Annotated in this window: 20 protein-coding genes and 3 pseudogenes; 14 read left to right on the forward strand and 9 right to left on the reverse strand. The window is 64.3% G+C overall.

Going from position 1 to position 24,536, the window contains the following annotated elements; genetic code table 11:
• The first annotated feature begins 16 nt into the window (after positions 1-16).
• The gene (locus ABIF91_RS15115; RefSeq protein WP_028177001.1) at positions 17-214 is read left to right on the forward strand and encodes a Trm112 family protein; all 198 of its coding nucleotides are present in this window, start codon (positions 17-19) and stop codon (positions 212-214) included.
• A 216-nt stretch (positions 215-430) separates the two neighbouring features.
• Here ABIF91_RS15115 and ABIF91_RS15120 read toward each other — a convergent pair whose 3' ends face one another.
• Complete coding sequence (locus tag ABIF91_RS15120; protein ID WP_028177000.1) at positions 431-1,651, reverse strand: ubiquinone biosynthesis hydroxylase; 1,221 nt, start codon at positions 1,649-1,651, stop codon at positions 431-433.
• 206 nt (positions 1,652-1,857) lie between these two features.
• Here ABIF91_RS15120 and tesB point away from each other — a divergent pair, with 206 nt between their 5' ends.
• Positions 1,858-2,721 carry an acyl-CoA thioesterase II gene (tesB, locus tag ABIF91_RS15125; protein WP_028176999.1) on the forward strand — a complete coding sequence of 288 codons (864 nt, stop codon included), beginning with the start codon at positions 1,858-1,860 and terminating at the stop codon, positions 2,719-2,721.
• Positions 2,722-2,760: 39 nt separating this feature from the next.
• Here tesB and ABIF91_RS15130 read toward each other — a convergent pair whose 3' ends face one another.
• A complete protein-coding gene (locus ABIF91_RS15130) occupies positions 2,761-3,648 on the reverse strand; it encodes a DUF4339 domain-containing protein (RefSeq protein WP_028176998.1) in 888 nt (295 codons plus the stop codon).
• A gap of 235 nt (positions 3,649-3,883) precedes the next feature.
• Here ABIF91_RS15130 and ABIF91_RS15135 point away from each other — a divergent pair, with 235 nt between their 5' ends.
• The 8 genes and pseudogenes from ABIF91_RS15135 to ABIF91_RS15170 form a co-directional block, all read left to right on the forward strand.
• Positions 3,884-4,222, forward strand: a complete 339-nt coding sequence (locus ABIF91_RS15135) for a P-II family nitrogen regulator (RefSeq protein WP_028176997.1) — start codon at positions 3,884-3,886, stop codon at positions 4,220-4,222.
• Positions 4,223-4,352: 130 nt separating this feature from the next.
• Positions 4,353-5,654: an ammonium transporter gene (locus ABIF91_RS15140; RefSeq protein ID WP_028176996.1), complete on the forward strand. Its 1,302-nt coding sequence runs from the start codon at positions 4,353-4,355 to the stop codon at positions 5,652-5,654.
• 310 nt (positions 5,655-5,964) lie between these two features.
• Entirely contained in the window at positions 5,965-6,303 is a 339-nt protein-coding gene (locus ABIF91_RS15145; protein ID WP_008142813.1) for a P-II family nitrogen regulator, read from the forward strand.
• Positions 6,304-6,340: 37 nt separating this feature from the next.
• A complete protein-coding gene (locus ABIF91_RS15150; RefSeq protein WP_028176995.1) occupies positions 6,341-7,789 on the forward strand; it encodes an ammonium transporter in 1,449 nt (482 codons plus the stop codon).
• Positions 7,790-8,099: 310 nt separating this feature from the next.
• Positions 8,100-9,314: an aminotransferase class I/II-fold pyridoxal phosphate-dependent enzyme gene (locus ABIF91_RS15155; protein WP_028176994.1), complete on the forward strand. Its 1,215-nt coding sequence runs from the start codon at positions 8,100-8,102 to the stop codon at positions 9,312-9,314.
• A gap of 9 nt (positions 9,315-9,323) precedes the next feature.
• On the forward strand, positions 9,324-11,801 hold the full coding sequence (locus ABIF91_RS15160; protein WP_028176993.1) for a DNA translocase FtsK: 2,478 nt from the start codon (positions 9,324-9,326) through the stop codon (positions 11,799-11,801).
• 152 nt (positions 11,802-11,953) lie between these two features.
• A complete protein-coding gene (locus tag ABIF91_RS15165; RefSeq protein WP_028176992.1) occupies positions 11,954-12,709 on the forward strand; it encodes an outer membrane lipoprotein carrier protein LolA in 756 nt (251 codons plus the stop codon).
• A gap of 132 nt (positions 12,710-12,841) precedes the next feature.
• Positions 12,842-13,219 (forward strand): annotated as a pseudogene (locus ABIF91_RS15170) (endonuclease/exonuclease/phosphatase family protein); the annotation flags it as partial.
• Positions 13,220-13,295: 76 nt separating this feature from the next.
• Here the strand turns inward: ABIF91_RS15170 and istB are convergent.
• Both istB and istA read right to left on the reverse strand, forming a co-directional pair.
• Positions 13,296-14,062: pseudogene (gene istB, locus ABIF91_RS15175) on the reverse strand (IS21-like element IS1631 family helper ATPase IstB).
• Between the two features lie 4 nt (positions 14,063-14,066).
• The gene (istA, locus tag ABIF91_RS15180) at positions 14,067-15,824 is read right to left on the reverse strand and encodes an IS21-like element IS1631 family transposase (protein WP_100214066.1); all 1,758 of its coding nucleotides are present in this window, start codon (positions 15,822-15,824) and stop codon (positions 14,067-14,069) included.
• Positions 15,825-15,920: 96 nt separating this feature from the next.
• On the opposite strand from istA, the pseudogene ABIF91_RS15185 reads away from it, so the two are divergent.
• Positions 15,921-16,373: pseudogene (locus ABIF91_RS15185) on the forward strand (exodeoxyribonuclease III); the annotation flags it as partial.
• Positions 16,374-16,609: 236 nt separating this feature from the next.
• Here ABIF91_RS15185 and ABIF91_RS15190 read toward each other — a convergent pair.
• The 3 genes from ABIF91_RS15190 to ABIF91_RS15200 all read right to left on the reverse strand — a co-directional run bounded on the left by ABIF91_RS15190 (position 16,610) and on the right by ABIF91_RS15200 (position 19,075).
• Positions 16,610-17,739 (reverse strand): IS3-like element ISRj2 family transposase gene (locus ABIF91_RS15190; protein WP_129557670.1). Its coding sequence is split into 2 segments (ribosomal slippage): positions 16,610-17,487 and positions 17,487-17,739, totalling 1,131 coding nucleotides; the frame shifts between segments, so codons are not numbered across the junction.
• 145 nt (positions 17,740-17,884) lie between these two features.
• On the reverse strand, positions 17,885-18,328 hold the full coding sequence (locus ABIF91_RS15195) for a Crp/Fnr family transcriptional regulator (protein ID WP_028181423.1): 444 nt from the start codon (positions 18,326-18,328) through the stop codon (positions 17,885-17,887).
• 60 nt (positions 18,329-18,388) lie between these two features.
• Positions 18,389-19,075, reverse strand: coding sequence for a response regulator transcription factor (locus ABIF91_RS15200; RefSeq protein WP_024338712.1), 687 nt, complete (start codon positions 19,073-19,075; stop codon positions 18,389-18,391).
• Between the two features lie 176 nt (positions 19,076-19,251).
• Here ABIF91_RS15200 and ABIF91_RS15205 point away from each other — a divergent pair, with 176 nt between their 5' ends.
• Both ABIF91_RS15205 and ABIF91_RS15210 read left to right on the forward strand, forming a co-directional pair.
• A complete protein-coding gene (locus tag ABIF91_RS15205) occupies positions 19,252-19,845 on the forward strand; it encodes a L,D-transpeptidase family protein (RefSeq protein ID WP_028181422.1) in 594 nt (197 codons plus the stop codon).
• Positions 19,846-19,851: 6 nt separating this feature from the next.
• Entirely contained in the window at positions 19,852-20,637 is a 786-nt protein-coding gene (locus tag ABIF91_RS15210) for a 2-keto-4-pentenoate hydratase (protein WP_028181421.1), read from the forward strand.
• Between the two features lie 237 nt (positions 20,638-20,874).
• Here ABIF91_RS15210 and ABIF91_RS15215 read toward each other — a convergent pair whose 3' ends face one another.
• A complete protein-coding gene (locus ABIF91_RS15215) occupies positions 20,875-21,564 on the reverse strand; it encodes a YggS family pyridoxal phosphate-dependent enzyme (protein ID WP_028181420.1) in 690 nt (229 codons plus the stop codon).
• 109 nt (positions 21,565-21,673) lie between these two features.
• On the opposite strand from ABIF91_RS15215, the gene ABIF91_RS15220 reads away from it, so the two are divergent.
• Positions 21,674-23,377: a diguanylate cyclase domain-containing protein gene (locus tag ABIF91_RS15220; protein ID WP_028181419.1), complete on the forward strand. Its 1,704-nt coding sequence runs from the start codon at positions 21,674-21,676 to the stop codon at positions 23,375-23,377.
• Here ABIF91_RS15220 and ABIF91_RS15225 read toward each other — a convergent pair.
• Positions 23,374-24,420, reverse strand: coding sequence for a GGDEF domain-containing protein (locus tag ABIF91_RS15225; RefSeq protein ID WP_028181418.1), 1,047 nt, complete (start codon positions 24,418-24,420; stop codon positions 23,374-23,376). The genes ABIF91_RS15220 and ABIF91_RS15225 overlap by 4 nt on opposite strands.
• Between the last annotated feature and the right edge of the window lie 116 nt (positions 24,421-24,536).

The raw sequence follows: 24,536 nt of genomic DNA on the forward strand, positions 1-24,536 counted from the left end.
CTGCCGGAGACCCCCAATGAATGCGCCCACCGAACGTGCCGAAGCCAGCGTCGATCCCAAATTGCTGGAGATCCTGGTCTGTCCGTTGACCAAGGGGCCCCTCGAGTTCGATGCCGCAAAGCAGGAACTGATCTCGCGCAGCGCCAAGCTCGCCTATCCGATCCGCGACGGCATCCCGATCATGCTTCCGGAAGAGGCGCGCAAGATCGATTGAGCTCACGTCGCTTGAATGGGACGCTATGGCCGCGCCACATTCTCGCTGTCATCCCCGCGAAAGCGGGGATCCATAGCCACAGGGAGTGGTTGTGGCACGAGGCTGGCAACTCCGAGTCTTCGCAAAACTATTGCTGCGGCGTATGGGTCCCGGATCTGCGCGCGCCTATGGCGCGCTTGTCCGGGACGACAGCTGAGTATGCGGTAAGATCACGCGCTACAACGCCTCGCCCTTCAACAGCCGCGGCACCTCGCCGGTGAGTCCCGCGGCCTGGCGGATGAAGAGGTTCTTCAGCGGCGGGGCGCGATCAACGAGGCCGAGGCCGATGTCGCGCACCGTGCGCAGCAGCGTCGACTGGTTGGAGAACAGGAAGTTCAGCGAGTTGGTGGCAACGCCCATCGCCATGGTGTCGAAGCGGCGCCAGCGCTGGTAGCGTTCGAGCACGTCGACGCCGCCGATATCCATGCCGAGCCGTGCGGCATCGACGACCACTTCCGCCAGCGCGGCGACATCCTTCAGGCCCATGTTGAGGCCCTGGCCCGCGATCGGGTGGATGACGTGGGCGGCATCGCCGACCAGCGCCAGGCGTTCGGCGATGAAGGAACGCGCAACGAAGTAGGACAACGGAAACACGCGCGGCTTGTCGAGCGCCTTCACCTCGCCGAGATGCAGGCCGAAGCGCCGCTCGAGCTCGCTGTGAAATTCCTCGTCACTGAGCGCGATGATGCGCGCGGCCTCAGCCCGGCGCTCGGTCCACACCAGCGACGAGCGTTTGCCCGACAACGGCAGGATCGCGAAGGGTCCTGCGGGCAGGAAATGCTCTTCGGCGCGACCCTCATGATCGCGCTCATGGCCGACGGTGACGACGATGCCGGACTGGTCGTACTCCCAGCCATGGGTGGCGATGCCGGCGCGCTCGCGCAGCTTCGACCTCGCGCCATCGGCGGCGACCAGCAGGCTCGCCGCGATGACGCTGCCGTCGCCGAGTGTCACGTCGATGCCGTCGGAACGCGCGTCGTAGGACGCCACGGTGGTCGCACGCAGATCGATGCCCTCGGCCTCGGCACGCACCACCAGCGCATCGATCAGGCGGCGGTTCTCGACCATATGCGCGAAGGGCTCACCCGGCGCGACATCGCCGGCAAAGTTGAGGAACACCGGACGGGTGGCGTCCTCCAGCTTCGAATCCGTGACGACCATGTCGAGGATCGGCTGCGCCTCGCTCCTGACGGCGTCCCAGGCGCCGATCGTCTCGAACAGGCGGCGGCAGGCGGCCACGATCGCGGTGGCGCGGGGATCGCGGCTCGGCCGCGTGCCGAGCGCGGGATCGGCGACGATGACGGGGATCTCAGGCCCGAGCCCCTGGCGCAGCGCCAGGGCCAGCGCAAGCCCTGCAAACGCGCCGCCACCGATGACAATGCTACCCTGTACCGACATACCAAGTTTCCCGGTCAATTCCCGGTCTTGCTAGCAGACTTGAGCTGGGCGAAACAGTGCGGTGAAACAAGGGCCGAATGGCCCGATGTGTCATTCCGGGGCGCGCGTCAAGCGCGAACCCGGAAATCCGGAGGTTGTCAGCTCGCGATTCCGGGTTCATCGCTATCGCGATGCCCCGGAATGACGAGAACTTCGAAAGCATCATCATGTCCAAAAGCCTGATCGACCTCATTTCGATCCTCGACCTCGAGCAGCTCGAGGTGAACCTGTTCCGTGGCAACAGCCCGAAGACGAGCTGGCAGCGGGTGTTCGGCGGCCAGGTGATCGGGCAGGCGATGGTTGCCGCGTGCCGCACCGTCGAGGGCCGGCTGCCGCATTCGCTGCATTGCTATTTCATCCTGCCGGGCGATCCGCAGATCCCGATCATCTACCAGGTCGAGCGCCTGCGTGACGGCAAGAGTTATTCGACCCGCCGCGTCACCGCGATCCAGCACGGCAACGCGATCTTCTCGATCATGGTGTCGTTCCACGCCGAGGAGGAGAGCGCGTTCGACCATCAGGACAAGATGCCCGACGTGCCGCCGCCGGAGAAGCTCACGGCGGAGGAGGTCGCGAAGCAGCCGATGTTCAAGGAGATGCCGGAGTTCATCCGCCGCTACTATGAATCCGACCGCCCGATCGAGCTGCGCCCGGTCGAGCTCGGCCGCTATTTCGGCCAGAAGATCGACGACGGCCGCATTCACGTCTGGATCAAGACCGCGGCGAAGCTGGCCGACGATCCGGCGCTGCATATGTGCGCGCTCGCCTATGCCTCGGATTTCTCGCTGCTCGATGCGATCATGGCGCGCTATGGCCGCACACTGTTCGACAAACGCATGATGCCCGCGAGCCTCGACCACGCGATGTGGTTTCACCGCCCCTTCCGCGCCGACGAATGGCTGCTCTACGCGCAGGATTCGCCGAGCGCACGAGGCGGCCGCGGCCTGACCCGCGGCTCGATCTTCAAGCCTGACGGCACGCTGGTCGCCTCCGTCGCGCAGGAAGGCTCCGTGCGCGAGCGGAAGGCATAGCGCCATAAGCGCGACAGATCGCGCTCATGGCTTCCTGTGTCATGCTCCGAACGAACCGCGCGGAACGAGTTCGGTCTGCGAGGCGAACCAGTTCATGATCCAGCGATAGACCCACGGAATCGGGATGATCAGGCTGCACAAGATCGCAGCCACGATGCCGCGCCAGAGGATGTCGAGACCGCTCCCGTTGAACACGACCTCGCGCCGCGTGCCCTCGACGCTGCGGCAGAACCAGCGCATCTGGGCCGCGGCGACCCAGGCCCAGCCGATGATGGTGATGATGGAGATCGCAAACAGCAGATTCCAGCCGATATAGGCCCAGATCGTGCCGGTGAAGCTCAGGCCGAGCGGCTGCCCGTTGGAGGCGAGGTTCGCGACCATCCATTTGATCAGGAGCCAGTAGAGAACGATCTGGGCGACGAACAGCAGGTTGCTCAAGATATCGCTGCCGATGAAGCCGAGGGCGATCGCCAGAACGATGAAGCCGAAATACCAGGGCACCAGCGTCATCGCGTCGCCGATGAAGCTGAGATTGGGCCGGCCCGGGACCTTCACGCAGGACACGATCCATTTCGTGTACCAGACGAAAACCCACGGCGCCGGGATGACGAAGATCATTCCGATCAGCAGGACGATGCTGCGCCAAGTGAATTCCAGGATGCCGAAATCGACCGCCAGAGAGCCGGCGCTGCCTGCGCCGGCATAGCCGCCGGAACCCATCATCGGCGGGCCGCCGGCCGGCATCATCGGCGGGGCGCCGCCGCCGAGCAGGCCAGGGACTTCGGCAGCCTTCTGCCAGCCCGCCATGCCCTCGGTCCATACCAGCGTATCCGGGCGGACGATGCCCTGGGCGATGAGATCGCGGAATTGGCCCTCCGGAAACGGCCCCTGCTGCTTGCCCTCGGATGCGTAGAACCAACTCGCCATGAAGCGTCCCCCAAAACTCTTTTGTACCGCCGGATCGCCGCGGGTTCACCGCATCCATGCCAGAAATGCATTGTGAATGATGAACAGTTGCCCTGTACAGAGGCGGCCGTTCCCATGGCCAGACGTTTTTCCGCTTCAGTCTGCAACTTTTTTATGCCATTTGCCCGGAAAGATGCCAGATTGACGCTGCGCCGGGGACATACGGCGCGGCGCATCCCGGGGAATAGGCCTGACCATGAAACTCGTCGTCGCGATCATCAAACCCTTCAAGCTCGATGAGGTCAGGCAGGCCCTGACCGCGATCGGCGTCCACGGCATGACCGTGACCGAGGTGAAGGGTTACGGCCGGCAGAAGGGCCATACCGAGATCTATCGCGGCGCCGAATATGTCGTGAACTTCCTGCCCAAGCTGCGCATCGAGATCGCGGTCGCCTCCGACGTCGCCGACAAGGCGGTCAGCGTGATCACCGCGACCGCCCGTACCGGGCAGATCGGCGACGGCAAGATCTTCGTCACGCCGATCGACCATGCGCTGCGCATCCGCACCGGCGAAACCGACAGCGACGCGCTCTAGGTTTCGGTTCGACACGTCTTCTCGACGCGAACCGGTATCCACTTCGCTCGAAAACGCTCTGATAAATCTTCGATCGCACCGGGCAACGATGCCACAGCGTGCGACGCCAATTGATGCCGGGGGAAACGACATGGCGGGATTGTTGCGCCGCGCAGCGTGCATGGCTGCGCCGATCGGGCTTGTGTCCGTGGTGGCCTTGCCGGCGCACGCCGCGCCCTCCGGGATCGACACCGCCGACACGGCCTGGATGATCGTTGCCACCGCGCTGGTGCTGATGATGACGATCCCGGGGCTCGCGCTGTTCTATTCCGGCATGGTGCGCAAGAAGAACGTGCTCGCCACCATGGCGCAGAGCCTCGCCGCGGTGACGCTGATCTCCATTCTCTGGGTGGCGTTCGGCTATTCGCTCTGCTTCGTCGGCGACGGGCCGTGGATCGGCACGCTCGACCGCTGGTTTCTCGCCGGCATGACCATGGACAGCGTCAACCCGGCGGCGAAGACCATCCCGGAATCGCTGTTCATGCTGTACCAGATGACGTTTGCGATCATCACGGTCGCCCTGGTCGCGGGCTCGGTCGCCGACCGCATGCGGTTCTCCGCCTATCTCCTGTTCTCGGTCGCCTGGTTCATCTTCGTCTACATCCCGCTGGCGCATTGGGTGTGGGGCGGCGGCTTCCTTGCCAGCATGGGCGTGCTGGATTTCGCCGGCGGCCTCGTGGTGCACCTGTCGGCCGGCACCGGCGGCCTCGTTGCGGCCAAGGTGATGGGGCGACGTCACGGCTACGGCACCGAGAATCTCTCGCCGTTCGATCTGTCGCTCGCGGTGATGGGCACCGGCCTGCTGTGGGTCGGCTGGTTCGGCTTCAATGGCGGCTCGGCGCTTTCGGCGAATTCACGCGCGGTGATGGCGATCATCGCGACCCATCTTGCCGCCTGCGCCGGCGCGCTGACATGGGCTGCGATCGAATGGTCGACGCGGCGCAAGCCCTCCGTGCTCGGCATGACCTCCGGCGCTGTGGCCGGGCTCGGCACCATCACGCCGGCCTCGGGCTTCGTCGCGCCCTGGCACGGCATCGTCATCGGTATCGTCGCCGGGGCGGTCTGCTACTGGGCCTGTACCTGGCTGAAGCACCGTTTCGACTATGACGATTCGCTCGACGTGTTCGGCGTCCATGGCATCGGCGGGCTGACCGGCACTCTGCTCGGCGGTGTGTTCGCGACCAGCGCCATCGGCGGCACCGCGGGCCTGCTGGAGGGCCATCCTCAGCAGATCCTGATTCAGTTCTATGGGGTCGCCGTCACCTTCGTCTGGTCGGGAGGCGTGAGCTTCATCCTGCTCAAGCTGGTCGGCCTGTTCGTGCCCTTGCGCGTATCCCGTGAGCAGGAGCTCGAGGGGCTGGATATTTCGCAGCACGGTGAAGCCCTGCAATAGGCGACTGCACTACGAAATTACCTTCGTGCTGCCCGACGCGTGAGCAACATTGTGTCGGCAGTCTGTCCTGCCCTGGATTTGAGCAGGCATGACCACGATTTGAGCGCGACGTAATAGCGCACTGCACCACAATACCCGTCGAACGCGAAAACACCCGTTTTCATAGTCTGTTAGGCAACACGTCCGATCTGGCACGGCATTTGATTCTAGGGGTCCGGCTGTGCCCGCGTAGTGAATCTTCTCCCTCGTGGCGAACCAGTCGAGAAACGCCCGGCCACGTCCGGACCGGGCCCAAGCGGGGATAGGACCCATGAAAATTGTTATGGCGATTATCAAGCCATTCAAGCTGGAAGAAGTCCGTGACGCCCTGACCGCCATCGGCGTTCACGGTCTCACGGTGACGGAAGTCAAGGGGTATGGCCGCCAGAAGGGTCATACGGAAATCTATCGCGGCGCCGAATATGCCGTGAGCTTCCTGCCCAAGATCAAGATCGAGGTCGCTGTCGCCTCCGACCAGGTCGACAAGACCATCGACGCCATCACGTCCGCGGCGAAAACCGGACAGATCGGCGACGGCAAGATCTTCGTCATCAACCTCGACCATGCGGTGCGCATCCGCACCGGCGAGGCCGATGCCGCGGCCCTCTGATTTCGCGCTCAACCTTATCCAATCAGGAGTGAATAATATGACGTTCAAGCGTCCCTATGGCGCGGGATTGGCGGCTCTCGCAGTCGGCCTGTTCGCTGCGACCGCAGCCTACGCCGAGCCAACGGTCAACAAGGGAGACAACGCCTGGATGATGACATCGACAGTGCTGGTGCTGTTGATGACGATCCCCGGCCTCGCGCTGTTCTACGGCGGTCTCGTCCGTTCCAAGAACATGCTCTCCGTCCTGATGCAGGTGTTCTACACCGTCTGCGTCGTCACCGTGATCTATGCCGTGTACGGCTACAGCCTCACCTTCACCGGCGGCTCCGACTTCATCGGCGGCTTCTCCAAGGCCTTCATGATGGGCGTCACCACCGACTCGAAGGCCGCGACCTTCTCGGTCGACGCCAACATCTCGGAGCTCATCTATATGTGCTTCCAGATGACCTTCGCGGCGATCACGCCCGCCCTCATCGTCGGCGCCTTCGCCGAGCGCATGAAGTTCTCGGCGCTCGCCCTGTTCGTCCCGCTCTGGGTGACGCTGATCTACTTCCCGATCGCGCACATGGTCTGGTACTGGCCCGGTCCGGACCTGATCCAGGACGCGGCCAAGGCTCTCGCTGCGGCAGGTGACGCGGCGGCGAAGACCGCGGCGCAGGCCAAGCTCGACGAGATCAACGCCGACGCCGGCTGGATCTTCAAGATGGGCGCGATCGACTTCGCGGGCGGCACCGTGGTGCACATCAACGCCGGCATCGCAGGTCTCGTCGGCGCTCTCCTGATCGGCAAGCGCGTCGGCTACGGCAAGGACCTGATGGCCCCGCACTCGCTGACCATGTCGATGATCGGCGCCTCGCTGCTCTGGGTCGGCTGGTTCGGCTTCAACGCCGGCTCCAACCTCGAGGCCAGCGGCGGCGCAGCTCTCGCCATGACCAACTCCTTCGTCGCCACCGCGGCCGCCGCGCTGTCGTGGATGTTCGCGGAGTGGATCATCAAGGGTCATCCCTCCGTGCTCGGCGTCATCTCCGGTGCTGTCGCGGGTCTCGTGGCCGTCACGCCTGCAGCCGGCTTCTCCGGCGTGATGGGTGCGATCGTCCTCGGCCTCGTGGTCGGCGTGGTCTGCCTGTTCTTCTGCACCGTCGTGAAGAACGCGCTCGGCTACGATGACTCGCTCGACGTGTTCGGCGTGCACTGCATCGGCGGCATCGTCGGCGCCATCGGCACCGGCATCCTGGTCAACCCCGCTCTCGGCGGCGCCGGCATCGTCGACTACACGGCCATCCCGCCGAAGGTTGCCGATTACGACTTCGCCACGCAGATCCTCGCCCAGATCAAGGCCGTCTGCACCACGCTGGTGTGGTCGGGCGTCGGTTCGGCGATCCTCTACAAGGTCGTCGACGTGATCGTTGGCCTCCGCGCCAATGTCGAGAGCGAGCGTGAAGGCCTCGACATCACCGAGCACACCGAGCGCGCCTACAACATGTAAGTCTCCTCCCGGGACGCGGTCTCATCGAGGCCGCGTCCACAACTCCGGTTCGGGCACATACCCGGCAATGCCCTGACCGTTGAGGGGCTCCAGCGCAAGCTGGAGCCCCTTTCTTTTGATCGGTTCCGCTTGCAGGTCAGGGCAGAAGCGTCCCGAATATATTGTGATCCGGCCTCGATATTCCCGCTCTGGACGCAGGCGGCGGCCGATGGTTAATCGCGTCTTAACCTCGCCCTATCTATGGTGAACTGAACCGCTTCCCGCCGGTGCCTTCGCGCGACCGGCTGTTCCAAGAGTGCTGGCGCCCAGAATGGCTATGACCGCTTCATCCCGTGCGCCGCTGGCCGGTGGAAGCCCCGACAGCGACCGCTCGCCCTTCATCCGGCTGAACGAGCTGCTGGCGCCGCATCAGCCGGGTAAGCCTTTGATCACGCTTGCAGTCGGCGAGCCCCAGCATCCCGTGCCCGACTTTGTCGGCCCGGTACTGGCGAAGCACATCGCCGATTTCGGCCGCTACCCGCTCGGTAAGGGCATCGAGCCGTTCCGCAAAGCAGCCGGCGCCTGGCTGTCGTCGCGCTTCAAGCTGCCGCGGCCGCTCGATCCCGAGAGCGAGATTCTCGTCCTCAATGGCAGCCGCGAAGGGCTGTTCTTCGCGGCGATCACCGCGGCGCGCTATGTCGGGCCGCGTCCCGGCAAGCCTGTGATCCTGATGCCGAACCCGTTTTATCCGGTCTATGGCGCCGGCACCCGCGCCGCAGCTTGCGAGCCGGTCTATCTGCCGACAACGGTCGAAAACGGCTTCCTGCCCGATCTCGATGCCATCGACGAGGCTACACTGGCGCGCACGGTGGCGTTCTATCTGGCTTCACCGGCCAATCCACAGGGCTCGGTCGCCTCGCCCGATTATTTCAAACGATTGAAGCAACTCGCCGACCGCTACGGCTTCGTGATCCTCAGCGACGAGTGCTATTCCGAGATCTACACCCGCGAGGCTCCTGGCAGCGTCCTGGAATGCGCCGGCCCCGACTTCACCCGCGTGGTCGCGTTCCAGTCGCTGTCGAAGCGCTCCAACCTGCCGGGCATGCGCGTCGGCTTCGCCGCCGGCGACAAGAGGTTCATCGGCATGTTCCTGGAGCTGCGCAACGTTGCGGCGCCCCAGGTGCCCGTGCCGCTCCAGCACGTCGCGACCGTCGCCTATGGCGACGAAGCGCATGTCGAGGAGAACCGCAGACTCTACCGCATCAAGTTCGATCTCGCCGACCAGATCATCGGCAATCGTTACGGCTATCGCCGGCCCGATGCCGGCTTCTGCGTCTGGCTCAACACGTCCGCCCTCGGCGACGACGTGTCGGTGACGCTGAGACTTTTCAAGGAAGCAGGCGTGCGCGTGGTGCCCGGCAGCTATCTGGCCCGGCTCCAGCCCGACGGCTTCAATCCCGGTGCCGGCTACATTCGCCTCGCACTGGTGCAGGATGGAGAGACCACGGCGCAGGCGCTGCACCGCCTGGTCGAGACTCTGGGTTAGGCGGGGCCCATGAGCATGTCGGCAATCGAACGTGTCATTCCGCTGGTGGGCCATCTGCCGCCATCGATCCGCGAGGGTCTGGCGCGGCGCATGCGCGAGCTCACCGGCCTCGGCCTGATCGCGCTGGCGGGCGTCGCCTCGGCCGCGCTGATGACGTGGTCGGTGCAGGATCCCAGCCTCAGCCACGCCACCTCGCGGCCGATCCGCAACATTCTCGGCTATGCCGGCGCGATCGGTGCGGACCTCGCGATGCAGATCCTCGGGCTCGGCGCGATCATGCTGGTCCTGACGGTTGCGGTCTGGGGCTGGCGCATGATGACCCATCGCGCGTTCGACCGCGAAGCACTGCGGCTCGGCTGCTGGATTCTCTGCACGGTGATCGCGGCGGGCTTCGTCAGCTGCTGGCCGCATGGCGGCGCATGGCCGCTGCCGACCGGCCTCGGCGGCGTGGTCGGCGACGCGCTGGTGCGTGCGCCGGCAGTGATTTTCGGACCGGCCGGCACGATCTATCGCATCGTGCTGGGCACGATCCTGTTCGCCGCGATGACTGTGACCTTCCTGATCGCCTGCGGCCTTGGCGCCCGGGAGCAGGATGACGAGCTCGCGGAGATCGAGGATGACGACAAGCCGCTCGACGAAGACGAGGAGAGCGATCGCGGCTCGGTGTCGCTGGGCTGGCTGTTCCACGCGCTGATGAGCACCAAGGCGCGGCTGATCTGGCTGCTTGGCGCCGCCTACCGCTCGCTGGTCTCGAGTGGACCGAAAGCCAAGGCCGCTGCATTCAGCCGCCAGGAGCCGAATCTGGGCGGCGGCCGCCCCGCGCCCTCGATCTTGCCGCAGTCCGAAGACGAGAACTACGAGGACGAGCACGAAGAAGAGGAAGACGAGGAGGAGGAAGAGGAGCAGCCCGCCGCGCGCGCCCCGCGCAAGAAGGCTGCACCGAAGGCCGCGGCCAGGAAGTCCTCCGACAAGTTCGACCTTCCCTCCGTCTCGATGCTGGCCGCCCCGAAAGCCGGCGATCGCCAGCCGCTCAGCAAGGCCGAGCTGGAGACCAATTCCCGTTCGCTCGAAGGCGTGCTGCAGGATTTCGGCGTGCGCGGCGAGATCGTGAAAGCCAATCCGGGTCCCGTCGTTACGCTCTACGAATTGGAGCCGGCACCCGGCATCAAGTCCTCGCGCGTGATCGGGCTTGCCGACGACATCGCCCGCTCGATGAGCGCGCTGTCGGCGCGCGTCGCGGTCGTGCCCGGCCGCAACGCGATCGGCATCGAGCTGCCGAACGCGCATCGCGAGAAGGTCTATTTGCGCGAATTGCTGGTGGCGAAGGAGGCGACCGACACGGTAGCAAAGCTGCCGCTGTGCCTCGGCAAGACCATCGGCGGCGATCCTGTCATCATCGACCTCGCCCGCACGCCGCACATGCTGATCGCCGGTACCACCGGCTCGGGCAAATCGGTCGCGATCAACACCATGATCCTCAGCCTGGTCTACCGGCTGCGCCCGGACCAGTGCCGGCTGATCATGGTCGACCCGAAGATGCTCGAGCTCTCCGTCTATGACGGCATTCCCCATCTGCTCACGCCCGTCGTGACCGATCCGAAGAAGGCGGTGGTCGCGCTGAAATGGGCCGTGCGCGAGATGGAAGAGCGCTACAAGAACATGGCCAAGCTCGGCGTCCGCAACATCGACGGCTACAACACCCGCCTGCTCGAACTGAAGGCCAAGGGCGAGGAGCCGACGCGCACGGTGCATACCGGCTTCGACAAGGAAACCGGCAAGGCGATCTACGAGGAAGAGAAGCTCTCGCTCGACCCGCTGCCCTATATCGTCATCATCGTCGACGAAATGGCCGACCTGATGATGGTCGCCGGCAAGGACATCGAAGGCGCGGTGCAACGTCTCGCGCAGATGGCGCGCGCCGCCGGCCTGCACGTGATCCTGGCCACGCAGCGTCCGTCGGTCGACGTCATCACCGGCACCATCAAGGCGAACTTCCCGACCCGCATCGCCTTCCAGGTCACCTCCAAGATCGACAGCCGCACCATTCTGGGCGAGATGGGCGCCGAGCAGCTGCTCGGCCAGGGCGACATGCTCTACATGGCCGGCGGAGGCCGCATCAGCCGCGTGCACGGACCGTTCGCCTCCGACGAGGAAGTCGAGAAGGTGGTGCGTCACCTCAAGACGCAGGGACAGCCGGAATATCTCGAAGCCGTCACCGCCGAGGAGCCGACCGAGGACGAGGACGGCGCCGTGTTCGACGCGACCGGCATGGGCGGGGATGGTGGCGGCGATCTGTTCCAGCAGGCGGTTGCCATCGTGAAACGCGATCGCAAGGCCTCGACCAGCTACATCCAGCGCCGCCTGCAGATCGGCTACAACCGGGCCGCATCGCTGATGGAGCGCATGGAACTCGAAGGCATCGTCGGCCCCGCCAACCACGCTGGCAAGCGCGAGATTCTGGTCGAGGAAGAAGACAGCCATATGTGAGGCAAGCGGCCCCTGAACATCATTTCACGCGAAATCGTTATCTGCTTTTGCCCGAAATCACGCTAGAAAGGCGCCCAGCCATACAGGACGACGCGTTGATCAGACATCCGCACATTCGATTCGCCGCCACCATCGCCGCGCGAGGCGCGCGCGTGGCCGGCGTACTTCTCGTCACCGCCGCGATGGTGACTGCGTCCTCGTTCGCGCAGACCGTGCCCGTGCCGAAGCCCGCGCCGAAGGGCCGCGGCGATGGCGGGCCGGCCGGTGGGCCCGCTGTGACCGGCGCGATGCAGACGCCACCGAATCCGGTCATCCCGGATCCGCGACGCAACGTACCGAGCAGCATCTTCCAGACATTCGACGCCAACCAGAAAGCGCAGGCGGCCAAGGTCAGCGCCTACCTGTCGTCGCTTCAGACATTGGTCGGTAATTTCGTCCAGGTCGGCCCCGACGGCAGCAAGACAATGGGCGATTTCTACATCCAGAAGCCCGGCAAGGTGCGCTTCGAATATGACGCGCCGAGCCCGATCGACATCGTCGCCGACGGATCGTCGCTGGTGGTGCGCGATCGCAAGCTCGCGACCCAGGACATCTATCCGCTGTCGCAGACGCCGCTGCGCTTCCTGCTGTCCGACCGCATCGACCTGATGAAGGACACCAATGTCGTCAACGTCTCGGCCGACGACGTCTTCGTCAGCGTCACCATCGAGGAGAAGCAGGCGCTGGTCGGCACCAGCCGGCTGCTCCTGATGTTCGGCGCCAAGGACGGCCAGCTCAAGCAATGGACCGTCACCGACCCGCAGGGCTACGACACCACGATCGCGGTCTACAATCTGGACTCGAGCAAGAAGCTCGACCCCAACATGTTCAAGATCGATTTCACCAATTACGGCCCGTCGCCGGGCTGAGATAGCATGACCGCTCCAATCACCGTCATGCCCGGGCTTGTCCCGGGCATCCACGTTTTTGGATCCGACAAAAAGACGTGGATGGCCGGGTCAAGCCCGGCCATGACGGATGGAGTTTGTTAGATCGTCCCCATGCGTCTTTCCCTGACAACCTGGAACATCAATTCGGTGCGGCTGCGCATCGACCTGGTCGCGAAATTCTTGAAGAGCGCGCGGCCGGAGGTGCTGTGCCTGCAGGAAACCAAGTGCATCGACGATGCCTTCCCGCTGAAGCGCTTCAAGCGGCTCGGCTATGAGCATGTCGCGCTGAACGGGCAGAAGGGCTATCACGGTGTCGCCATCGTCTCGAAGATTCCCTTCGAGTCCAAGGACATCCGCACCTTCTGCGACAAGATGGATTCGCGCCACATCTCGGTGTCGTTCGGCGAGAGGGCGGGCATCGCAAAGCCTTTGGTGCTGCATAATTTCTACGTGCCCGCCGGCGGCGACATTCCCGATCCCGCGCTGAACGCCCCGCGGGTCACTTCAAATTCCTCCGGGTGTGGTCAGTCAAATTCCTCCACCCGCGAGGCAGGACAAGGGACTGTTAGTTTGAGTTTGTTTCCCGGGCAAGAGCTTCAGCGGCTTCTTTGAGCCGATAGCTGCGTCCGTCGAACTCAAGCAGATGGCAATGATGCATAAGGCGATCGAGGATCGTCGTGCTCATAGTGTTGTCCCCAAGGTATGCCCCCAATCCTGCACGACGCGATTGGAGGTGACGATGACGCTGCGGCGCAGTTTGTAACGCTGATGGATCAGGGTCTGCAGCAAAGTGCCGGCGTCGTCGGGGATGGCGCGTGCGAGGAATAGATCGTCCAGCACGAGGAGATCGCAGTCGATGATGGTTCGCAGCCGGACCTCGCGTTGTGCCGGAGAGTTCAGGGCGTAGCGGTGGAAGAAGTCGTCGGTCTCAAGATACTGGACCTTGTGGCTTTGCAGGATCGCCTGATAGGCAATCGCCTTGGCGATGTGCGACTTCCCGGTGCCAGGTTTGCCAACAAGCAGAGCGTTCTCGCCAGCGGCAATGAACGCCAGGGTGTGGAGCTGGAAGCAGGTCTGACGTGGCAGTTTGGGATTGAAGGACCAGTCGAACTCGGCGAGCGTCAGCTTTTCGTCGAGCCCGGATTGCTGGTATCGCCGCTCGATAAGACGGGACTGACGACGGTCCAGTTCATCCTGCAGGATAAGGGAGAAGGTCTCGAGGAAGGGCTGGTTGGCGCCCTGCGCCTGGAGCACGCGCGTCTGCAGCGTGTCGCGGACACCCGACAGGCGCAGCTGTCGTAGGCAACGCTCAATTTCCGGCATGGTCATCATGTGGCTAGGTCTCCAGTTTAAGGTGAGAAGGTGCAGCGGGAGCGCTCGTGGCGCCGGAGTTGGCCGGGGTTGCGCAGGCGACACGAGCGCGGATTGCCGTGGCGTGATCGTCGTGAGCCTCGGCCTGCCGACCATTGTCGTCGGCGTCGCGCCGCACAGCGCGGCTGAAGAGGTCGCCGTATTCCGCGGGGGTACGGATCAGCGGATGATCCTGGGTGAGCGGCGATGCCGGCTGTGGCGTCACTCCAACCTGCTCGATCGCCTGTTCGAACAACCGCTCGACGGTCGCACGCACGTGCTTGTAGCGGTAGATGCGGTTGTCGATGGCGTGCGCGCAGGCCTGCTCGACCAGCCGCGCCGGATACTTCCGGCCCAGCCCGACAATGCCCCACATCGCGCGCTGTCCGGGGCGCCCTTCGGTGTCGAACACCTGCTGGCACAAGGCCCTGGTCTGCGGTCCGATGCGCTCGGCGCTCGCCAGCAGCACGGCGGTTTGCCGCGACGGGTTGAACGGCCGTTCGCTGGTCGGCAGGACGACAGAACCGGGGTGCGCCATCCGGGAATGAACACGCAGCAGCGCACGGGTGTGGCGATCACGGATCTCGATCGTGGTGGTGTAGATGCGCACGACGACCTGGCTGCCGATCGGCGCGGGCCGCGCGGCGTAATAGCTGTTGTCGACGCGTACGGTGGTGTCGTCGCAGACAGTCCGGACGACTTCGGTGAAGATGCGGAAGGGAGCGACAGGCAGCGGCCGCAGGTGCGGCTTCTCTTCCTGGAACATCGCCTCGACCTGACGGCGCGTGCTGCCGTGGATGCGTTTGGAAGCCCAGTTCTCCTCCCAGTGCCTCAAGAACTCGTTTTGCGCCTCCAGCGTCTCGAAGCGCCGTCCGGCCAGCGCAGTGCCCTGGGTATGTTGAATCGCATTCTCGACGCATCCTTTCCGATTTGGATCGGCCACGCGCGCGGGATCGGCGACCACGGCGTAATGAGCCAGCATCGCGCTGTAAATCGGGTTGAGCTGGGGCTCGTACAAATCCGGCTTGAGGACGCCTTCCTTCAGGTTGTCGAGCACGACATAGCTGGGGACCCCGCCAAAATACCGGAACGCCTCTTCGTGGAGCTGCGCCCAGACTTGTTGGCTGGACTTCCAGACTACCCGCCGGAAGCTGCGCCGCGAGTAGCGTAGCGTCATCACGAACAGGCGGGGACGACGGTACCGCCCGCTCTTCGGATCAACCGTCGGCGCGCCCTCGCCATAGTCGACCTGAGCTTCCTCGCCGGGGAGGAACTCAAGACGATCAAACTGCTCAGGATCAGCGTGCCGCAACCGGCGCACAAACCGCTTGACACTCTGGTAGCTGGACGGAAAGCCAAATTGATCAACCAGGTCCTGGTAAATCGCCTGCGCGTTCCGCTTCAGCCGGACCTGTTCTTCGATCCACGTCCGATGCGCTTCGCAAGCCGAACGGGCCAGGCTGCTGGTGACCGTCGCTTCCGATGTCCCAAAAGCCGGTGGTCGGGGTGGAGGAATTTGGCCGTCCGCGCTCACCGAGCCGGTGGTCACTTCCCCGGGGGAATTTGCCTCCGCACCGGCCCGCAGCGCCTGATAACGCCGGATCGTCTTGCGATCGACACCCGTCAGCCGGTGAATCTCGCGCTGGCTGGTGTTGCGATCAAGTAATGTAAGTACGGTGCTTTGCAGATGTCGCTTCAAGACGTTCAACTCCCCGGCCCCTTGCTGGCTAAAGGGGTCGAACATAAACGTCCTGCCTGACCGGCTACTGCTGTTCAGCGGCGCTGACGGCGATCATCAGGTGGGGGAGTTTCAAGTGACCATACCCGGGGGATTTTGACCGACCCACGGGGGAACGAGAAGTTCGACCACAAGCTTCGCTTCCTCGACGAGATGAAGGCGTGCGAGCCGCTGCATCCGCGCGGCGAGGACCGCCACATCCTGGTCGGCGACCTCAACGTCGCCCCGCACGAGAACGACGTGTGGTCGCACAAGCAGCTTCTGAAAGTCGTCTCGCACACACCCGTCGAAACCGAGAAGCTGAAGGCGGCGCTCGCCGCCGGCGAATGGATCGACGTCGCGCGCGAGCGCATCCCGATGTCGGAGAAGGTCTATACGTGGTGGAGCTATCGTTCCGCGGACTGGACCGTCGGCGACCGCGGCCGCAGGCTGGATCACATCTGGGTCTCGCGCGCGCTGAAGGACGCGGTCAGCGATTTCAAGATTCTGCGCGACGCGCGGAGCTGGGAGCGGCCGTCGGACCATGTGCCTGTGACGGTGACGCTCGATCTTTAAAAGTCACCTATCATTCCGGGGCGTGCGCAGCGCGAGCTATGGTGCGCAATTGCGCACCTGAGAATCCATCAAGCGGCAGAGTTGGTGGATAGAGCTGGCCCCGGTTGTTTGGACAGCGCCCCGCTGGATTTAAGTGGATTCCTGCCGGGTTATGCTGAACGCGGGGCTTTACGGTTTTGTCGTTGCGTCGGGAGGGCGTAGCCCGACCAGAGCGACGACAAAACCGTCGGCGACGGTCATGCGGCCATCACCATAGCTTGCGTGCCGAAGTAAGCCTCGTCGGGCGTGCGCCCGTCAAGGCTCGAGTGAGGGCGTCCCTGATTGTAGAAGGCCAGATACTTGGCAATTGACGCTCGCGCCTCGGACACGCTGTCGTAGGCGCGGAGATATACTTCTTCGTATTTGACCGTGCGCCAGAGCCGCTCGACAAACACGTTGTCGCGCCAGGCGCCCTTGCCGTCCATGCTGATGGCGATCTTCGCGTCCAGCAGCACATCGGTGAACTCGAGGCTGGTGAACTGGCTGCCCTGATCCGTGTTGAAAATCTCGGGCCTGCCGTGCTTCGCCAACGCCTCCTGGACCGCTTCGACGCAGAAGGCCGCCTCCATTGTGATCGAGACGCGATGGGCCAGGACCCGTCGGCTGAACACATCGACGACCGCCGCGAGATAGACGAAGCCACGCCGCATCGGAATGTAGGTGATGTCCATTGCCCACGCATGGTCGGGCCGCTCGATCTTCAATCCGCGCAACAGGTACGGGTAGATCTTGTGACCCGGAGCCGGCTTGCTCGTGTTCGGGCGACGATAGACCGCCTCGATCCCCATGCGCTTCATCAGCGTCGCGATGTGGCGGCGACCGGCGTATACGCCCTCCCGCCGCAGCAACGATCGCAGCATACGCGCTCCCGCGAAGGGATAATCGAGATGCAGCTCATCGAGCCGACGCATCAAGGCAAGGTCCTCGGCCGAAACTGGCCGAGGTTCATAGTAGACCGTGCTGCGAGCCAGCTTCAGGACCTTCGCCTGGCGCACGATAGAAAGATCATGATCGCGGTCGATCATCGCTTTGCGCTCAGCAGGCCCGCCTTGGTGAGCGCGCCGGACAAAAAATCGTTTTCCAACGCCAGCTCGCCGATCTTGGCATGTAACGCCTTCAAATCGACCGGCGTCTCGGCCGATGTCTTGTCATGCCCAAACACGCCGGCGGCGCCTTCCAGGAGCTGGTTTTTCCAGATCGTGATCTGGTTCGGATGAACATCAAACAGTTGCGCCAGCTCCGCCAGTGTCTTGTCGCCTTTGACCGCAGCCAAAGCAACCTTCGCCTTGAATGCCGGAGAATGCGTCCGGCGGCTCTTCTTCGTCATCTTCGCTCCTGATTCGCAGCAAGAATCCTCGCCGCTGTCAGGCAGAAAATCCACTCAAGCTACTGTCCGAATTTGCGGGGCCAGCTCTGATGAATGGATTCCGGGCTCGCGACTTCGTCGCGCCCCGGAACGACAACAGAGAGACTCAAGACGTCAGCTTCGCGCCGGCCATCAGGATATCGCTGGCGATCTGGCTGGAGCGCACCGCGAATTCGTCGCGCAGGCGCACGGCGGCCGCGGGGTCGCTCTCCAGCACGCGCTGGAACAGGCTGCGTGCGACGCGGATGACGGAGGAATGCTCCAGCGCGATCGCACGCGATGGCCGCTTCATCGGCACCACCAGTGCGAGCTCGCCGATCAGCGCGCCGGGACCGGCGATCATTTCGGCGCCGGCGCCGTCTTCGACCCTGAAGGCGCCGCGCTGAACCACGAAGCCGGCATCGGCGGCGTCGCCGAGATCGAACAGGACATCACCGCGGACGAAGTCACGCTGCTCGGAACCGATCGCCAGCATGCGCAACGAGGCGTCTCCCAACAGGCGCAATGTCGGGACACGCTCGAGAAGCGCTACGTCGTCGTCGATTGACATTCCGGTCCGTGGCTCGAGGAACGCGCCAATTTACGACGAATCGCGCGTTTCCGGAACGTATCACGGCACCAGCTTGTAGCCACCGGCTTCGGTGACCAGGATCTCGGGGTTGGCGGCGTCCTTCTCGATCTTCTGGCGAAGCCGATAGATGTGGGTTTCCAGCGTGTGGGTGGTGACGCCGGAATTGTAGCCCCAGACCTCCTGGAGCAGGGTCTCGCGCGACACCGGCATCTGGCCTGCCCGGTAGAGGAAGCGGAGAATCGCCGTTTCCTTCTCGGTGAGGCGGACCTTGCGCGCATTGGCCGCGGTCAGCATCTTCGAGCCGGGACGGAAGGAGTAGGGGCCGACCGAGAACACCGCGTCCTCGCTGGCTTCGTGCTGGCGGAGCTGGGCTCGGATGCGGGCCAGCAGTACAGCGAAGCGGAAGGGCTTTGCGACATAGTCGTTGGCGCCGGATTCCAGCCCCAGGATCGTGTCGGAATCGGTGTCGTGCCCGGTCAGCATGATGATCGGGGCCTTGAAGCCGCCCTTGCGCAAGGAGCGGACCACCTCGCGGCCGTCGGTGTCGGGCAGGCCGACATCCATCAGGACCAGATCGGGGGAGTTGGCCTTGGCGGCGCTCGCGCCCTTGGCGCCGGTGTCGACCGCGGAGGCTTCGAATTCTTCGTGTAGCGATAATTGCTCCACCAACGTATCGCGCAGATCGGTGTCGTCATCCACGATCAGGATCTTGCGGGCATTGGGCATGGGAGGTCATCCTTTTAGGGTCCGGCTCGGCGCGCATCCATGCCGCGCCCAGCCGCGAGGGAAGTTTAGGGTCGCCGTTTTATTGTTGTTCGTGTTGAAGTAGTGGGCTGTTACCGATTCACAAGCCACAAGCACTCTAACTCAGAATAGCAGGGCCATTTGATGAATGTCCTGTAATGAATTCGACATTGCACTTTCACGTGAAAAACAGAGCTTCTTCAGTGAGTTACGCCAGGAATCGAAGGGCCGGGCCGCTCTCCGCGATCCGCGTTAAGCCTGCTGCAGGTAATCCGCGCAGGGGTTGGCTGACGGCCGGAGCGCTGACCATCCCGGTTGCGCTGGGGCGGGGCGGCATTCTCGCCAACAAGCGCGAGGGCGATGGCGGCACCCCCAGGGGCAGCTTCCGTCCCAGGCGGCTGTGGTGGCGGGGCGACCGGCATAGCCGCCCCCGGACGTTCTTGCCGGCCCGGATGATCACCGGCGCAGACGCCTGGTGCGAGGATCCACGGGACCGCCATTACAATCAGGGCATCCGGCTGGGCGAGGGGCAGGGCGGTGACCGGCTCAAGCGGGCCGACCACCTCTATGACTTCATCATCGAGATCGACCACAACACCAGACCGCGCATCGCCGGCCGCGGCAGCGCGGTGTTCCTGCACCTGGCCCGCGACAATTTCGGCCCGACCGCGGGCTGCGTCTCCATGACGAAGTCTGCGATGCTGCAATTGCTGCGGCGCTTGGGCCCGCGAACAAGAATCATCATCGGGTGAGGGTGCATGCTCGACAAGGACCAGATCGCCGCCGCTTCAGAGGTGCTGGTCGGACATTGGCGCGACGGCACCAAGCTGGACGCCCTGGAAGCGCGCTTGCGGCCGCAGAACCGCGCCGACGGCTACGCCATCCAGGCTGAGCTCGAGCGACGATCGAGCGGGACATTGTTCGGCTGGAAGATCGCAGCCACGAGCGAGGCCGGCCAGAAGCACATCAATGTCACGGGGCCGCTGGCCGGGCGCATCATGAGCGACACCGTGATCGCTGACGGCGGGACTGCGCCGATGAAAGGCAACGAGATGCGCGTCGGCGAGCCGGAATTCGCCTTCCGCATCGGACGCGATCTGCCGCCGCGCGCGGTGCCGTACACCACTCGCGAGGTGCTCGACGCCGTCGAGACACTGCATCCCGCGATCGAGATTCCTGATTCGCGCTTTGCCGATTTCGTCAGCGCGGGCGAGGCGCAGCTCATCGCCGACAATGCCTGCGCGCATCTGTTCGTGCTGGGCGCCGCGACATCGGCGGACTGGCGGGCGATGGATCTCGTCGAGGAACGGCCGCAGATCACGCTGCGTGGCGAGCGCCATATCGGCCACGGCAGAAGCGTGCTGGGCGATCCGCGCGCAGCTCTCGCCTGGCTTGCGAATGAACTCAGCAGCCTTGGCATCACCTTGCGGGGAGGGCAGGTGGTGACGACGGGCACATGCCATCCGCCGCTGCCGATCCGGGCTGGCGATCGGTTTGCGACGGACTTTGGCATGCTCGGCAAGGTGTCGGTGGAGTTCGTGTAGGCGCGACTCGCAACGCCGCCGTCGTTGCGAGCGCCACGTTTCGCGCTCGTGCCCCGGACGCAGCGCAGCGCTTCTTCAGCGGTGCGCTGCAGAGCCGGAGCCCATCTCGCCGCATTGTGCCGTGTCGCCGTGGGTCCCGGCTCTGCGCTGCAACGCTTCAAGCGTTGCAGCTTGTCCGGGACACGGGCGTGAGCGTCGGTCGTGCGCCTTGCGCCGTCGATAGCGGCTAAACGGCTTCTACCGATGCCCGAAGATCGCAGACCCCACGCGCACATGCGTGGCGCCGAGCATGATCGCCGTGGCAAAATCGGCGCTCATGCCCATCGAGAGATTCGTCAATCCATTGCGCGCGGCGATCTTGGCGGTGAGGGCAAAATGCGCCGCCGGCGGTTCGTCGACCGGCGGGATGCACATCAGTCCGGAGATCGTAAGCCCATAGGTGTCGCGGCAGCTCGCGAGGAAGGCATCGGCCTCGCCGGGCGCGACGCCGGCCTTCTGCGGTTCCTCGCCGGTATTGATCTGGACGAAGAGCTGCGGGTGCTTGTTCTGGGATTCGATTTCCTTGGCTAATGCCTGGCAAATGCTCGGGCGATCGACCGAATGGATCGCGTCGAACAGCGCGACCGCCTCTTTCGCCTTGTTGGATTGCAGCGGCCCGATCAGATGCAGCGCGATATCGGGGTAAACAGACGTTAAGGCCGGCCACTTGCTTTTGGCCTCCTGCACCCGATTCTCGCCGAATACCCGCTGTCCGGCGGCAATGACCGGGATAATTGCATCGGCGGCGAAAGTCTTGGACACCGCGATCAGCGTCACGGAGGCGCGGTCGCGCCGCGCGTCCTTGCAGGCGCGGTCAATTTCAGCTTCGACCGCGGCGAGCGCGTTTGGTGAATGGCCGGTTACCGGCGCGGCAATGGCTTCTGTCATGACGTCTCTTGGCCGGGATCGTAGCCCGAGTTAAGTCCAATTTTACCGAGTTCAAGAAACAGTTTTTGAACCCTTCGCTTTACCTTGGCCCATGGGGTGGGTAACGAAGATGGCAAGCGTCAGTCTCAACCGCAAACGCGCGAAACTCAAGCAGGTTCTGGGAATCCGGGCGCGGCTTGCGTTGCTTGCGGTCATTCTCGTTGCGCCGTTAATGCTCGAGCGCATCCGCTCGCTCGAAGACACGCGTGTGCGACAGATCGCGCAGGCTGCGGCCGAGTTCACCACGGTGGCAAGGCACAGTGCCGATGCGCAGCGCGAGGTGATCTCGTCGGTCGAGACCATCCTGAAATCGGAAGCCTTCATCCGCGCCTCCGCCGGCGGCATCAGCAAGAGCTGCGACGTGCTGCGCGCAAGCCTGCCGTCGAGCCTTCCCTGGATCCGCACGCTTTTGATCGCCGGCCAGGACGGACGCATCCAATGCGCCACCAACAACATGTATGTCGGCCTCGATCTCAGCGACCGGCCCTACTTCCAGCAGGCACAGCAAACCGGCCGCTTCGTTCTCAGCGATTTCATCCTGTCGCGGCCGGTGCTCTCGCCGACCGTGATGGCGGTTTATCCGGTCTCGGCCTTCAGCGGGGTGCCCGATGCCGTCGTGCTCGCCACCGTCAATCTCGACTGGATGTCGAAGGTCATGAGCAATCTGGGCGGCCGCGCCGGCATCACCGCGGTGCTGGTCGACAGCGCGGGCACCGTGCTGGCGGCGCCCGCCGATCAGCACAGCACGGTCGGCCGTCCCCTCGACAACATGCCGCTGATGTCCGCAATCGCGGACAAGGCGCTGCGGTCCGACCAGGATGAGGGTTCACTGTCCTTCCTCGCCGCCGACGGCTCCCGCCGCGCGGTCAGCTATATCCGCATCGCCGGCACCAATGCCCGCCTGATCGCCAGCATCGATGAAGACAAGGTGTCAGCAGCGGTCAACCGCGACATCCGCACCGCCTATCTGCAGCTCGCTTTCGTCGTCGTGTTCGTCCTTCTCGGCGCGCTGATTGCCGCCGAGAAACTCGTCATCAAGCCGATCGAGATGCTCGCCGACATGGCGAAGCGTCTCGGCGAGGGCGACCTGTCGGCCCGCGCGGCACGCAATCGGCTGCCGGCCGAGTTCGTTCCGCTGGCCCGCGCCTTCAACGCGATGGCTGCGCAACTGAGCCAGCGCGAGCGCGAGCTGATCGCGAGCAACGACCGGCTGACGGTGATGGCCTCGATCGACATGCTGTCGGGGCTCGCCAACCGCCGCGGTTTCCAGAGCCGGCTCGATTTCGAATGGATGCGCGCGCAGCAATATGGCAGCGACCTCGCGCTCCTGATGATCGACGTCGACCATTTCAAGCTGTTCAACGACACTTACGGCCATCTCGAAGGCGATTCCTGCCTGACCCGTCTCGGCGAGTCGCTGTCCGGCATCGCCGCCGACACGATGGGCTTTGCGGCACGTTATGGCGGCGAGGAATTCTGCCTCTTGCTGCCGAATACCGACGTGATGCGCGCCGCCGAAATCGGCGAACAGGTGCGGGCGGCCGTGCTGAGACTCTGCCTGCCGCACATCACCTCGAGCCACATGATCGTCACGGTCTCGATCGGGGTTGCCGCCACAAAGCCGAACGAGTCCTTGCGTCCCGGCGACCTGATCGAAGCCGCCGACGCCGCGCTCTATGCCGCCAAGCACCGCGGCCGCAACAATGTCGTCGAGCACGGCGTGCAGGCGATCGAGACCGGCGCGGCTGATATGATGATGGTGGCCAGCGCCTAGAGCGCAGGCCCGGCCCGCTCGAGCTCGACCTCCGTCACGACGCGATTGCGGCCGCCGCTCTTGGCGAGATAGAGCGCGCGATCGCAACGCTCGATCAGATCGGTGATCGCCTCGCCGGTCCGGTACTGCGCCACGCCGATCGACACGCTGATGTTCGGCAGGATCTCGCCGGTCGAGCGGCGCGTGATCGTGCATTCGGCAATCGCGCGCCTGATGCGCTCGGCGAGCTCGGCACATGTGCCAAGATCGGCGTCCGGCAGCACCGCGATCAGCTCCTCGCCGCCATAGCGGGCCGGCAGATCCTGCTCGCGGACTTTCTCGCGCAGCACCTTCGCCATCAGGCGCAGCACCTGGTCGCCGACGCCATGGCCGAAATTGTCGTTGAAGGCCTTGAAGTAGTCGATATCGAGCATCAGCACGCTGAGCGGCTCGCCCCATTCCGCGGTGGTCTGCGCCTTGCGCAGGAATTCGTCGAGGGCCCGCCGGTTCGCCAGCCCCGTCAACATGTCGGTCCGGGCGCGCTGCTCGGACCTCGACAGCGAATCGCGGATCACGTCGAGCTCGCGGGTCTTTTCCGCAAAGCCTGCCTCCAGCCGCGTCGCCCTTGTGGCGGCCCGCGCCAGCTCGTTCATGAGCTGGGCGACCAGCAGCTTTGGATCGACGCCGGCCCTGCCCTGGTCGGCCACCTGGCTGATGACCTGCATCTGCGAATGATTGTCGGCGATCGCGGTCGCCAGAAATTCCTTCGCGGCCCCCATGAGCGCCTGCAGCCGCTCGGAAGTGTCGACCGCGGCGGCACTCGCCTGGGGCGCGACGTAGGTCTCGAACAGATCCTGATTGGTTCGCGCATCGAAGGGACGATTGTGGTCGATCAGCAGATCGATCGCGTTGCGCAGATCGTCATGACTGCCTGCGAAATACTGGAACCAGACCGCGAAATTGGCCGGAGTCGGCGCAATGCGCTGTTCGACCATGCTCCGCATCGCCCGTCCGGCGATGGACGCGGCATAGTCGTAATCGGGATCGTCGAAGCTGGAATCCATCGCGGTCATGCGGCCCTGTCGGGCCGCAAATTGGCATCGACCCCTTAATCACACCCCAACGCGGGCCCTCGTAGTTATGCGGAGGCGCGACCGAAGTTCCAGAACGCGGCAACCCA

The sequence above is a fragment of the Bradyrhizobium sp. USDA 241 genome, from assembly GCF_049739505.1.
Taxonomy (GTDB): Bacteria; Pseudomonadota; Alphaproteobacteria; order Rhizobiales; family Xanthobacteraceae; genus Bradyrhizobium; species Bradyrhizobium liaoningense.